The sequence below is a fragment of the Roseibium sp. QJM3NY_11 genome (assembly GCF_056173175.1).
The window spans coordinates 397046-409131 of sequence record NZ_CM149660.1; the positions used below are offsets into that span (position 1 = coordinate 397046).

A 12086-nucleotide genomic window follows, 5' to 3' on the forward strand; every position below is an offset into this window, starting at 1 on the left:
CGCTCTGACCGCTTTGTAAATGAAAAGGGAAAAATGCCATGAATATCATCGAACAGATCAATGCCGAGGAAATGGAGAAAATCGAAGGCCAGCGGAAGCTGCCGGAATTTTCTCCAGGTGACACCGTTCGCGTCAACGTGAAGGTCACCGAAGGCACCCGCACCCGTACACAGGCTTACGAAGGTGTCTGCATCGCCCGTTCCGGCGGCGGCATCAACGAGAGCTTCACGGTGCGCAAGATTTCCTACGGTGAAGGTGTCGAGCGGGTGTTCCCGATCTTCTCACCGATGCTGGAAGGCGTGGAGGTTGTCCGCCGCGGTAAGGTTCGCCGCGCGAAGCTCTACTACCTGCGCGATCGCCGCGGCAAGTCGGCCCGTATCACCGAGAACACCAATGTCCGCGCCAAGCGTCTGAACGAAGTGGCCCGCTCCGAGGCTGTTGCCGCGAAGGTCGCCAAGGCGGAGGCCAAGCAGGCCGAAAAGGAAGCTGCGGAAAACGCTGCAGAATAAGCCGGCCCGGCTTGAAGAATTTGAAGACGGCGGTCCGGATGGGCCGCCGTTTTTTCGTTTTTGCCGCTGGCGGTCAATCCCAGTTGAATTCAGCTCAACTCGGAACGCTTGACGTTTGAGCAGAGCTGCGTCATTCACTAGCCTTGACAATTGAGGACAGACCCCCGCGGCCGGACTGGCCGAAGGAGGGACTCGCCGGGCTCCTGCAAACTGAAGAGGTTTGAACGACGGTCCGGCGGGACTGAGGAGAGACCCATGGCCAAGGCACGGACGCTTTACGACAAAATCTGGGACGACCACGTGGTCGACATGCAGCCGGACGGTACCGGCCTGCTCTATATCGATCGTCACCTGGTGCATGAAGTCACCAGTCCGCAGGCCTTCGAAGGTCTGCGCATGACCGGCCGGAAAGTGCGTCAGCCACAGAAAACCCTTGCCGTCGTCGACCACAACGTGCCGACCACGGACCGCCGCCATGGCATCGACGATCCTGAATCCGCACTGCAGGTGGATACGCTGGCCAGGAACGCGGCCGAATTCGGGGTCGAGTATTACTCCGAACTGGACATGCGTCAGGGCGTGGTTCACATCATCGGCCCCGAACAGGGCTTCACCCTGCCCGGCATGACCATCGTTTGCGGCGACAGCCACACGTCGACCCACGGGGCCTTCGGCTCCCTGGCGCACGGTATCGGCACGTCGGAAGTCGAACATGTTCTGGCCACGCAGACGCTGATCCAGAAAAAAGCGAAGAACATGCTGGTGAAGGTCGACGGCAAGATCCCGGACGGCGTTACCGCCAAGGACATCGTGCTGGCGATCATCGGCAAGATCGGCACGGCCGGCGGAACCGGCTACGTGATCGAATACGCCGGCGAGGCCATGCGCTCGCTGTCCATGGAAGGCCGCATGACCGTCTGCAACATGTCGATTGAAGCCGGCGCGCGCGCGGGCCTGATCGCGCCGGACGCGGTCACGTTCGACTATATCAAGGGCCGCCCGAAGGCACCCAAGGGTGAAGCGCTGGACAAGGCGCTGGCCTACTGGCAGACGCTGCATACGGATCCGGACGCCTATTTCGACAAGGTTGTCGAGCTGGACGCCGCCAATCTGCCGCCGATCGTCTCCTGGGGGTCGTCGCCGGAAGATGTGGTCTCCGTGGAAGGCATCGTCCCGGATCCGTTGGAGATCGAGGACGAGAACCGCCGCGCCTCGAAAATCCGTGCGCTGGAATACATGGGGCTCGAGCCGGGCACGAAGATCACGGATATCAGGATCGACAGGGCCTTCATCGGCTCGTGCACCAACGGCCGGATCGAGGACCTGCGCGCAGCGGCGGCGGTGATCGGAAATCACAAGGTGTCGTCCCACGTCAGCGCCATGGTGGTGCCGGGCTCCGGACTGGTGAAGGAGCAGGCCGAAGAGGAAGGCCTGGACCTGATCTTCAAGGAAGCCGGTTTCGAGTGGCGTGAGCCCGGCTGTTCCATGTGCCTTGCCATGAATGCGGACAAGCTGAGCCCGGGAGAGCGCTGCGCCTCGACGTTGAACCGGAATTTCGAGGGCCGCCAGGGTCACAAGGGCCGGACGCATCTGGTGTCGCCGGCCATGGCTGCGGCGGCCGCGATCGCAGGACATTTTGTCGACATCCGGCAGTGGACCTCAAATTGATTCGATTGAGGAATTCATGATTTCAGGGGGCGCCTTCGGGCGCCCTTTTGCGTTGGAGCCGCCGGTTTGTCACAGTGCCGTAGAGATTTCTGCTTTCACGCAAATAATTCATAGCTTTAAGAAAAATGCCTTGCCGGAAACGGGTCTGGCTTTCTGTTGCGAGAAATGAATTTACCGGGCTTCACAAGACTGTCACCTCGGCACTACAATACTCCCGTCACAAAAGGACGTGATCCGCTGTCCGTTTGACCGGGCATCGGACGATCCGACTAGTCGTGAGGAGCGGAGCGTGACGATAGCGGTTTCGCCGGGGACGCATCCGGCGTTGGTGCTCAATGCGGACTATCGGCCCTTGAGCTACTATCCTTTGTCCCTGTGGAGTTGGCAGGACACCATCAAGGCTGTGTTTCTGGATCGGGTGAACATCGTTTCGGAATATGACGCGGCGGTCCGAAGTCCGAGCTTCGAGTTCCGATTGCCGAGCGTCGTTTCCCTCAAGACCTTTGTCAAACCCAGCCGATATCCCGCCTTTACTCGCTTCAACGTCTTCCTCCGCGACAAATTCCAGTGTCAATATTGCGGCTCCAGGCATGAGCTGACGTTCGATCACCTCATTCCGCGCTCCAAAGGTGGTCTGACGACCTGGGACAATGTCATCACGGCCTGCTCTCCCTGCAACCTGCGCAAGTCCAACAAGTCCTGCCAGCAGTTGAACATGTGGCCTATGCACATGCCCTTTCAGCCGACCATCCAGGACCTGCACAACAATGGCCGGGGTTTCCCGCCGAACTACCTGCACGAGAGCTGGCTGGATTTCCTCTATTGGGACACCGAACTGGAACCCTGAAAACACTGCCACCTGTTTCGACCCTTCATGGGCTGCCGGGGCTATCAGGGACTGTTGCCGACCGGAGCACGCCGGATCGTGCCGTCTTGGGTTCCGGCTGGTATTGAAGAATTTTAATCAATAAATTGATATCTTGTTAATAGCTTTCCTAAGGTTCATTTAAGGAAATGGGTACCTTTTTGCATTATTTGTCTCGGTGAAACATGAGGCAACCATGCACAGTCGACGCATTCACTCCGTGAAGTACCTATTGAGACGTTTGATAACCCAGCGTGACGGGGCAATTCTGCCTATTTTCGGACTGATGGTTATTCTCATGATCGTGCTTGCGGGCGCCGCGGCCGATGTTACCCGTGCGGTCAGTGCAAGGGAAAAGCTGTCCTTTGCCCTGGATGCGGCGGCGCTGTCCGTGGCGGCGGACCTGTCCACCTCTGTGATGACCGACGCGGAGATCACCGAGGCGATGACCGCGTCCTTCCGGGCCAATCTTGAGGACGCTGAATTCCTCGAACAGGCCATCGGCAATCTGGAGTTCACTGTGGACAGCGAAAACGGGGTCATCTCCGTGTCGTCCAGGGCCTCTCTCAACAATTATTTCATCGACCTGGGCGGTTACATGCAGAGCGCGCTGGGTCCCGAAACCTTCGAATTCGGCACGCGCTCGCAGGTCTCCTATTCGAGGTTCGACGTGGAACTGGCCCTTGTGGTGGACGTCACGGGGTCCATGTCCTCGAGCGACATGCGCACGCTGCGCGAGGCCTCCGCCGGCGTGGTGGACATCCTGGTGCCCGAAGCGGTGGATGAAAGCGACGCGATGGTCCGCATTTCGCTCATTCCCTACAGCCAGGGCGTCAATCTGGGCCCCTATGCGGACAAGGTGAAGGGATCCGATTTCTACAGTGTCAGCGGCGACTGCGTTACCGAGCGTCAGGACTACGACAGCAATGAAGTGATGTTCACGGATGCCGCCTACGACTATTACACCGATGCCAGCCCGCCGCCGGAGGGAACCTTCTTCGGCGGCGGCAGCACCAGTTGCTCGTCTTCTTCCGAAATGGTGCCGCTGACAAGCGACAGGGACACGCTGCTGCCCGCGATCGATGCGCTTACCGATACCGGCGGCACGGCCGGTCAGACCGGAATTGCCTGGGGTTGGTACAGCCTGTCGCCGAATTATTCCTCCCTGTGGCCCTCGGAAAGCACGCCTGCGGCCTATTCGGACGACGAGGTTCTCAAGTTCGCGATCATCATGACCGATGGCGACAACAACCGGTTTTACGAATTTATCGAAGAAGAGGAACAATGCGGCTGGGTCCGCAATCGCGGCCGATGGCGCTGGGAGTGCAGCACCGTGCCCGTTAACGCATGGCGCGAGTCCGGTGAAAGCGAATCCTACAGCAATGTGTCTTCCACACGATCCCGGGACATGTGCGCGGCAATGAAAGCGTCCGATATCGAAATTTTCGGCGTTTATTTCGGCACCAGCAGCACTTCGGCCGGCGCACGCAACATGCAGTCCTGTGCCAGCGACGGCAATTATTATCAGGCATCGTCCGCAGAACAGCTCATCAGTGCCTTCGCGAACATCGCACGCAAGATCCAGTCGATCTATCTGTCCAAATGATCCGGCGGCGCAATCCTCTGCCGGAACCCTGGCCGGAAGGCCAGAAGGAAGGTCGATGGGACGGTGGGTGTAAAAACAATTTCGACAGCAACCTTAAACTTTTAGGTACTTTTGTCGGGTAGGATCAGCCGCATCTCAAGAGGCAGCTATGCGGTATTTTCAGCGTAAGATTTTCCAGACCCTGGCAACCAGATTCATTGGCGACCGCAAGGCGTCGATCCTGCCCCTGTTCGGCCTGATGGTGATCCTGATGCTGCTCATCTCCGGGGCGGCATTCGATGTTTCCCGGAGCATCAACGCGCGCGAGAAACTATCTTATGCGCTCGACGCCGCGGCCCTTTCCCTGGCCACGGACCTGTCAACGTCGGTGATGACGGACGCTCAGATCAAGGAGGCCCTCACGAAGTCATTCAGGGCGAACCTGGCCGACACGGAGTTCCTTGAAGAAGCCATCGAGAACTTGGATTTCATCGTCGACAGCGACAACGGCACCGTGACGGTCTCCGCTTCGGCGACGCTCCAGAACTATTTCATCGACATGGGTGGCTACATGAAGGAGAGCCTCGGTCCGGCGTTCTTCGCCTTCGGAACGAGCGCCCAGGTTGCCTATTCGCGGTTCGACGTGGAGCTGGCCCTTGTGGTCGATGTTACCGGGTCCATGAGGAGTGACATGGACACGCTGCGGGAGGCCTCGGAAAGCCTCGTGGACATCCTGATCCCGGAAGAAACGCAGGAGGAGGACGTCAAGGTCCGCATTTCCCTGGTGCCGTATAGTCAAGGCGTGAACCTGGGGACCTATGCCGACAAGGTCAAGGGTGACGCCTACGGTTATGCCGATGGCAGCGAATGTGTCACCGAACGCGTTGATTATGACGATGGTACCGATCTTTACGAGGTCAAATACACCGACCAGCCCTACGATTATTACGATGAAACCGATCCGCCGCCCATGAATGTCTTTTACGGCGGTGCCAGCTGGAGCTGCTCGTCGGATTCCGAAATGATCCCGCTGACATCCGATCGGGAAGAGCTGATCGACGCCATCGAGGCGCTGGACGACAATGGCGGCACCGCCGGGCAGACCGGTATCACCTGGGGGTGGAACAGCCTGTCACCCAACTACAAGGACGTCTGGCCTGCGGACAGCGCTCCGGAAGCCTATGACAATGAAGACGTTCTGAAATTCGCGGTCATCATGACCGACGGTGACAACAACCGGTACTACGAGATTGACGAAACGACCCAATGGGAAGAAACCTGCACGACAAAAATCAAGAAAAACGGTAAGAAAAAGGAAGTCTGCACCTGGGAAGAGGTTGTGGCCTATGTGTGGGATGAAGAACCTGAGGGCGCATATTATAGCAACGAATCTTCGACCTCCTCTCGCGCCCTCTGCGAGGCCATGAAGGATTCGAACATCGAGATTTTCGGCGTCTATTTCGGCAACAACAACAGCTCGGCCGGCGCAAAGAACATGGCGTCCTGCGCCAGCGACGGAAATTACTACCAGGCGACATCCTCCTCGGAGCTGATCGGCGCCTTCGGCAACATCGCCAAGAAAATCCAGTCGATCTACCTGTCGAAATAGTCCGGGTAAGAAAAAAGGCCCGTCGCGTCGACGGGCCTTCAGGTGTGCTGTTGAGCCGCTCAGGCGCGGTTCTGACGGTTGTCGATCAGGTCGTCGACCACGGCCGGATCGGCGAGAGTCGACGTGTCGCCGAGACTGTCGAAACTGTCTTCCGCGATCTTGCGCAGGATCCGGCGCATGATCTTGCCGGACCGGGTCTTGGGCAGCCCCGGAGAGAACTGGATCAGGTCGGGAGACGCGATCGGACCGATTTCGGACCTGACGTGCTTGACCAGTTCCTTTTTCAGCTCGTCCGTGGGTTCCTCGCCCTCCATCAGCGTGACATAGGCATAGATGCCCTGCCCCTTGATGTCGTGCGGATAGCCGACGACCGCGGCTTCCGAGACCTTGGGATGAGCCACCAGGGCGCTCTCGACCTCGGCCGTGCCCATGCGGTGGCCCGAAACGTTGATGACGTCGTCGACACGGCCGGTGATCCAGTAGTAGCCGTCCTCGTCGCGGCGGCAGCCGTCCCCGGTGAAGTAAAGGCCCTTGTAGGTGGCGAAATAGGTCTGCACGAAGCGTTCATGGTCGCCATAGACCGTGCGCATCTGGCCGGGCCAGCTGTCCTTGATCACCAGATTGCCTTCGTTCGCACCCTCCAGGAAATTGCCTTCCGCGTCGACAATGGCCGGCTGGACGCCGAAGAACGGCCGCGTGGCCGAGCCCGGCTTGAGGTCGGTCGCTCCCGGAAGAGGCGTGATCAGGATGCCCCCGGTTTCGGTCTGCCACCAGGTGTCCACGATCGGGCAGCGGCCTTCGCCGACCACGTTGTAGTACCAGGTCCAGGCTTCCGGGTTGATCGGTTCGCCCACGGAACCAAGCAGACGGAGCGACTTGCGCGAGGTGCTGGTGACGGGATCGTCACCAGCACCCATCAGGGCGCGGATCGCGGTCGGCGCGGTGTAGAAGATGTTGACGTTGTGCTTGTCGCAGACTTCCCAGAACCGGCCGGGCCCGGGATATGTCGGAACGCCCTCGAACATCAAGGTGGTGGCACCATTGGCCAGCGGGCCGTAGACAATGTAGCTGTGGCCGGTCACCCAGCCGACATCGGCCGTGCACCAGTAGATGTCGCCCTCGTGGTAGTCGAAAACATATTCGTGGGTCATGGACGCATAGACCAGATAGCCGCCGGTCGTGTGCATGACGCCCTTCGGGCTGCCGGTCGAACCTGAGGTGTAAAGAATGAACAGCGGATCTTCCGCGTTCATTTCCACCGGGGCGCAATGATCGGACACCCGGTCGGCCTCGTCGTGGTACCAGAACGTCCCGTCCCTCCTGCATGGGAACGTCGCCGCCGGTGCGTTTGACGACGATCACGCTCTTGACCGGGGCCTTTTCGATGGCCTTGTCGACATTGACCTTCAGCGGAACCTTGCGGCCACCGCGCAGACCTTCGTCGGCGGTGATCACGCACTCCGACTTGCAGTCGCCGATGCGCTGGGCAAGGCTGTCCGGTGAAAAGCCGCCGAAAACGATGGAGTGAACCGCGCCGACGCGGGCGCAGGCCAGCATCGCGTAGGCAGCCTCGGGGATCATCGGCAGATAGAGCGTTACGCGGTCACCCTTCTTGACGCCCTGCGCGTGCAGCACGTTCGCGAACTTGTTCACCTCGTGGTGAAGTTCCTTGTAGGTGATGACCTTGTGTTCGCCCGGATCGTCACCTTCCCAGATGATGGCCGGCTGGTCTCCGCGTTTTTCCAGATGCCGGTCGACGCAATTGGCGGAGACATTGAGTGTGCCGTCCTCGAACCATTTGATCGCGACATTGTGGTAGTCGTAAGACGTGTTCTTGACCTTGGAGTAAGGCTTGATCCAGTCGAGGCGCTTGCCGTGCTCCCCCCAGAAGCCCTCCGGGTCTTCCACGGATCTCTGATACATTTCCTGATATTTGGCGTTGTCGACATGCGCCCGTGCGGCAACCTCCGCGGGAACGGGAAAAACGGAATCGGACATTGAAAACCTCCCAGAAACAACAATAAGGCCCGCGAGTGGCGCTCCGCGCAATCCCCGCAGCCTGTTTTGCCGGGGGCCATTATGCGTATGCCCCCCTGCAGCGTCCAGATCCTAACATTAGTCCTTTAGTCGCCGAGTCCTTGGTCTAATGCGTTCAAATACGTAGATATTTGCACTTCGGTCAACTCAGCAAACCGATCAGAACGCCCTGGACCAGAAGAACGCCGAGCCAGTGCCCGCCATCGATCAGGGTCAGGCTCCAGGGCTTGCCCTGGAAGCGGTGATTGACGATCTGCGTGGTCATGACGATGCCGATCCAGATCATCAGGGCCGAGATGATCCCGGCGCGCAGTCCACTGCTGCCGCTGTGGTAGATGATGCCGGCAAAGACGAAGGCCATCACCAGCTGGCAGAAAAAGGCGATCCCCAGGGTGATCGGATCCGGTCTGGTCTGTGCCGCCGTCAATGCGGCCGCCTTCATCCATGGTTTGCCGAGGACGCCGTACCAAAGCGACCCGAAGACAAAAGATCCGATTGCAGCGGCCGCTACCGCGATCAGATTCACACCGTCGAACATCATGATCCACCCTCCGTATTTTCCGGGAACAGCGTGGCCGGGCAGAGCGCAAAGATCAAGCGGCGGTCTTGATCCAGACGCTCAGGCGGCCGCATGTCTGGAAGCCGAGCTGGCCGTAGACGGGCAACAGGCCGTCATCGGTTTCATACGCGCAGACAGGTCTGTGCGCATAGGGGGCGAGCAGTCCGTGCAGGGCGCTGTAGCGCCAGTTCCTGCGGCAGAACAGGTTGGACAGGCCGACCACGTCCTTGCCGTCCAGCCGGGGACCCGACGAGAACACGGCCCCTGCCCTGATGGCATCTTCCTTCATGATGGCGGCGAAATCTATTGTTGCCGATGCCAGCAGCCTGGGGGAAAAGACCGCCTGAAGCTGTTCGTTGCCGTTCCAGCCCGCGGCCCATTTCTTCAAGGCATCGGGATGGGTGATCTTGTGCCAGTCCGGCTGTATCGGTGCTTTTCTCGCTGTCTGGGCCGACCGGAACAGCCAGGTGCCGGAAAAGAGCTTCCGAAAGCCGAGCGGTCCAAGGCCGAGCGTGTCAAAGCTGTCCTTTACCGTCGCCTCTTTCGGCAAGGCTGCCAGGGCCTGCTTGAAACCCGCGCCCGGGGCCTCGGACAAGGTGACGATGTTGGGATGGAGCGGCAGCAGACGGTCTTCCGCTTGCCAGAAACCCGGATGGAATCCGGTCTTCGCCCCGGCTGCCTTGAGAACCGCATCGCACCAGATCGCATTGTTGTGCGCGCAGATGCCCTGATTGCCAGCACTCATTCAAAACAACTTTTCAATGGAAGGGGTCACCCCTATGCGTTCAACCCGCCCTTGTGAACAATGAAGTCTACCACAGACTGAAGCCCTTCGCCCGCCCTGGTGTTGGCGAAGACAAATGGCCGGTCCTTGCGCATTTTCTTCGCGTCCCGGTCCATCACGCTCAGATCGGCGCCGACATGCGGGGCCAGGTCGGTCTTGTTGATGATGAGAAGATCGGACCGGGTGATGCCGGGGCCGCCCTTGCGCGGGATTTCCTCGCCGGCGGCGACATCGATGACATAGAGCGTCAGGTCGGCAAGTTCCGGCGAAAAGGTTGCTGCCAGATTGTCGCCGCCCGACTCGATCAGGATCAGGTCCAGATCCGGGATCGCGCGGGTGAGGTCCGCGATGGCGGCCAGATTGATGGAGGCATCCTCGCGGATCGCCGTGTGCGGACAACCTCCGGTCTCCACGCCGCGAATGCGGTCGCTGGTCAGGGCCTGGGAACGCATCAGCGCCTCGGCGTCCTCGCTGGTGTAGATGTCGTTGGTGATGACCGCGATCGACCAGGTGTCGCGCATGGCCTTGCACAGACGGTCGGTCAGGGTGGTCTTGCCGGATCCGACCGGACCGCCGATGCCGACACGCAAGGGGCCGTTTTTGGAATTCATGAGCGAAACAGCCTCGAATACTGGGTTTCATGCGCCATTGACGCGATGTCCGCAAGGAATGTGGAGGTGCCGAGATCGTCGAGACCGGAGGCAGCTGCCTCTTCGGCAACGTCGAAGATGACCGGTTCGATGTGTGCCAGGACGGTCTGGCTTTCGGTCTGTCCGAGCGGCACGGTACGCATCGCCGCGGAGACGATGTTGGCGGAAAAGGCGTGGAGCCAGGCGATCAGGGCCGCATCGTCGGGAATGTCATGGGCCGCGCAGGCAAGGCCCACGGCAACGGGATAGGGCCAGGGATCGTCGTCCGCCGCGAGGGTTTCGCGGCACAGGTCCGCGGCGCGGGTCGACCGGCCGGGCAGCCAGCTTCTCGCGATAGCCCCGGCAAAGGCGGTTCCCTGGGCACTTGTTTCCAGATGACGTTCTTTCGACGGCTGCAACGCCAGACCCAGCGCGCGCAGCTCCGCCAGGGCCTTTGCATCGCCGTCGGAAGCGGCCCTCAGGGATTCCTTCAGCAGGATGGCATCGCTGCGGCCGGCACCGAAGCGCAGCACGTCTTCCAGCCACGGAATCAGCTCGGCGGCGCTGGTGACGTCACCCCGGTCGACCGCCTGTTCCAGCCCGTGGCTGTAGGTGAAGGCGCCGACCGGAAAGGCGGGCGACAGGAACGTCTGCAGCCGGTAGAGCGCGGACAGCGACAGGCTTTCAGTCATGGCTGTGTTCGTGAGGATGCGCATGATCGTGCCCGTGTTCATGTTTGTGATCGTGGGAATGCCCATGGTCGTGGCCATGGGTGCGCCCGTGGCCATAGGCGCCGCCTTCCGGATCGAAGGGGGCTGATACGGGCGTCGGTTTTCCGCCGAGCTTTGCCACCATGCCCTCGATGACATGGTCGCGGCGTATCCGGAGCTTGTCGCCCATCAGTTGCGTCGGCAGGTGCCGGTTGCCGAGATGCCAGGCGATCCTGACCAGATGCGCCGTGTTGTCGGCCTCGATCTCGACCAGGTCTTCCGGCTCGGCGAGGATTTCGACAATCCGGCCGTCTTCCAGTTCGACACCGTCGCCGTGATGGAGATGAACGGCCCGGGGCTCATCCAGCAGGAAGGTGAGCCCGGAAGCGCCGGTCAGCACCGCCCGGCGGCGATACCGGTCGTCCAGGTCGAGCGTGATCCGATCGGCCGGTGCGCCGGACCAGCCGCCCGCGGAATGGATTTTCCGGACGCGGATCATCAGGCGGCTTCCGCCTTCTGTTTCATGGCCTTGAACCCCGGCCGTTCGCGCAGGCGCTTGAAATAGTCATGGACCGGACCTTCCTTGGGCAGGTCGAATTTGGCGACAAAGGCCCAGCCGGAACAGTGGCCGATGATGATGTCGGCAATGGTGAAGGTGTCGCCCATGACGTAAGGCCCGTCACCGAGCCGTGTTTCCAGGCTCTTCAGTCCCCGGGCGAATTCGAACCGGCACGCCTCCTTGACCGCCGGTGCGCGCAGGCCCTCCGGCAGAACGAAACTGTGCTTGGCGGAGGTCCACAGGGCGCCTTCCAGCACATCGACGCCGAACTGGGTGAAACTGTCCTGCCGGGCGCGCTCCAGCGTGCCCGCCGGAAAGGTGAACCTGCCGTGCTTGTCGGCGATATAGGTGCAGATCGCGACCGATTCGGTGATGGCGGTGCCATCCTCGATCAGGATCGGAACCTTGCCGTCCGGCGTCAGGTCGCGAACCGTTTCGGATTGCGGCGGCGCCGGGTCGACCTCGTAGGCCTCGCCCAGTTCTTCCAGGAGCCACATCACCCGCATCGCGCGGGTGCGCGGAAATCCGACGATCTTGTACATGTCCTGCTCCGTGTTTCAGTTTTGCGCGGA

11 protein-coding genes and 1 pseudogene are annotated in these 12086 nt (G+C 60.5%); 5 read left to right on the forward strand and 7 right to left on the reverse strand.

Translation table 11 applies throughout. The annotated features are described in order from the left end of the window. Positions 1-38 precede the first annotated feature (38 nt). The 5 genes from rplS to AC0VX3_RS01805 all read left to right on the forward strand — a co-directional run bounded on the left by rplS (position 39) and on the right by AC0VX3_RS01805 (position 6236). Entirely contained in the window at positions 39-509 is a 471-nt protein-coding gene (gene rplS, locus AC0VX3_RS01785) for a 50S ribosomal protein L19 (RefSeq protein ID WP_342893376.1), read from the forward strand. 255 nt (positions 510-764) lie between these two features. Beyond that, the gene (gene leuC / locus AC0VX3_RS01790; RefSeq protein ID WP_475523286.1) at positions 765-2177 is read left to right on the forward strand and encodes a 3-isopropylmalate dehydratase large subunit; all 1413 of its coding nucleotides are present in this window, start codon (positions 765-767) and stop codon (positions 2175-2177) included. A 289-nt stretch (positions 2178-2466) separates the two neighbouring features. Beyond that, positions 2467-3024, forward strand: a complete 558-nt coding sequence (locus AC0VX3_RS01795) for an HNH endonuclease (RefSeq protein ID WP_342893378.1) — start codon at positions 2467-2469, stop codon at positions 3022-3024. A gap of 250 nt (positions 3025-3274) precedes the next feature. Then, on the forward strand, positions 3275-4648 hold the full coding sequence (locus AC0VX3_RS01800; protein ID WP_475523287.1) for a pilus assembly protein TadG-related protein: 1374 nt from the start codon (positions 3275-3277) through the stop codon (positions 4646-4648). A 148-nt stretch (positions 4649-4796) separates the two neighbouring features. Next, positions 4797-6236 carry a pilus assembly protein TadG-related protein gene (locus tag AC0VX3_RS01805; protein ID WP_475523288.1) on the forward strand — a complete coding sequence of 480 codons (1440 nt, stop codon included), beginning with the start codon at positions 4797-4799 and terminating at the stop codon, positions 6234-6236. 59 nt (positions 6237-6295) lie between these two features. On the opposite strand, the pseudogene acs reads toward AC0VX3_RS01805, so the two are convergent. The 7 genes and pseudogenes from acs to AC0VX3_RS01840 form a co-directional block, all read right to left on the reverse strand. Then, positions 6296-8234 (reverse strand): annotated as a pseudogene (acs, locus tag AC0VX3_RS01810) (acetate--CoA ligase). Between the two features lie 181 nt (positions 8235-8415). Beyond that, positions 8416-8814, reverse strand: coding sequence for a DUF1761 domain-containing protein (locus AC0VX3_RS01815; RefSeq protein WP_342893382.1), 399 nt, complete (start codon positions 8812-8814; stop codon positions 8416-8418). A 52-nt stretch (positions 8815-8866) separates the two neighbouring features. After that, on the reverse strand, positions 8867-9577 hold the full coding sequence (locus tag AC0VX3_RS01820; protein ID WP_475523289.1) for a hypothetical protein: 711 nt from the start codon (positions 9575-9577) through the stop codon (positions 8867-8869). A gap of 32 nt (positions 9578-9609) precedes the next feature. Further along, positions 9610-10227: an urease accessory protein UreG gene (gene ureG, locus AC0VX3_RS01825; RefSeq protein WP_475523290.1), complete on the reverse strand. Its 618-nt coding sequence runs from the start codon at positions 10225-10227 to the stop codon at positions 9610-9612. Next, entirely contained in the window at positions 10224-10937 is a 714-nt protein-coding gene (locus tag AC0VX3_RS01830) for an urease accessory protein UreF (RefSeq protein ID WP_475525120.1), read from the reverse strand. Before AC0VX3_RS01830 ends, ureG begins: the two co-directional genes overlap by 4 nt. After that, complete coding sequence (locus tag AC0VX3_RS01835; RefSeq protein WP_475523291.1) at positions 10930-11454, reverse strand: urease accessory protein UreE; 525 nt, start codon at positions 11452-11454, stop codon at positions 10930-10932. Before AC0VX3_RS01835 ends, AC0VX3_RS01830 begins: the two co-directional genes overlap by 8 nt. After that, a complete protein-coding gene (locus tag AC0VX3_RS01840; RefSeq protein WP_475523292.1) occupies positions 11454-12056 on the reverse strand; it encodes a glutathione S-transferase family protein in 603 nt (200 codons plus the stop codon). The genes AC0VX3_RS01835 and AC0VX3_RS01840 overlap by 1 nt, the downstream gene beginning before the upstream one ends. Positions 12057-12086 lie beyond the last annotated feature (30 nt).

Coding starts and splice junctions, on each gene's coding strand:
- AC0VX3_RS01830 (WP_475525120.1), bottom strand. CDS start 10,937: ATGACTGAAAGCCTGTCGCTGTCCGCGCTCTACCGGCTGCAGACGTTC.
- AC0VX3_RS01815 (WP_342893382.1), bottom strand. CDS start 8,814: ATGATGTTCGACGGTGTGAATCTGATCGCGGTAGCGGCCGCTGCAATC.
- AC0VX3_RS01805 (WP_475523288.1), top strand. CDS start 4,797: ATGCGGTATTTTCAGCGTAAGATTTTCCAGACCCTGGCAACCAGATTC.
- rplS (WP_342893376.1), top strand. CDS start 39: ATGAATATCATCGAACAGATCAATGCCGAGGAAATGGAGAAAATCGAA.
- ureG (WP_475523290.1), bottom strand. CDS start 10,227: ATGAATTCCAAAAACGGCCCCTTGCGTGTCGGCATCGGCGGTCCGGTC.
- AC0VX3_RS01840 (WP_475523292.1), bottom strand. CDS start 12,056: ATGTACAAGATCGTCGGATTTCCGCGCACCCGCGCGATGCGGGTGATG.
- AC0VX3_RS01820 (WP_475523289.1), bottom strand. CDS start 9,577: ATGAGTGCTGGCAATCAGGGCATCTGCGCGCACAACAATGCGATCTGG.
- AC0VX3_RS01835 (WP_475523291.1), bottom strand. CDS start 11,454: ATGATCCGCGTCCGGAAAATCCATTCCGCGGGCGGCTGGTCCGGCGCA.
- leuC (WP_475523286.1), top strand. CDS start 765: ATGGCCAAGGCACGGACGCTTTACGACAAAATCTGGGACGACCACGTG.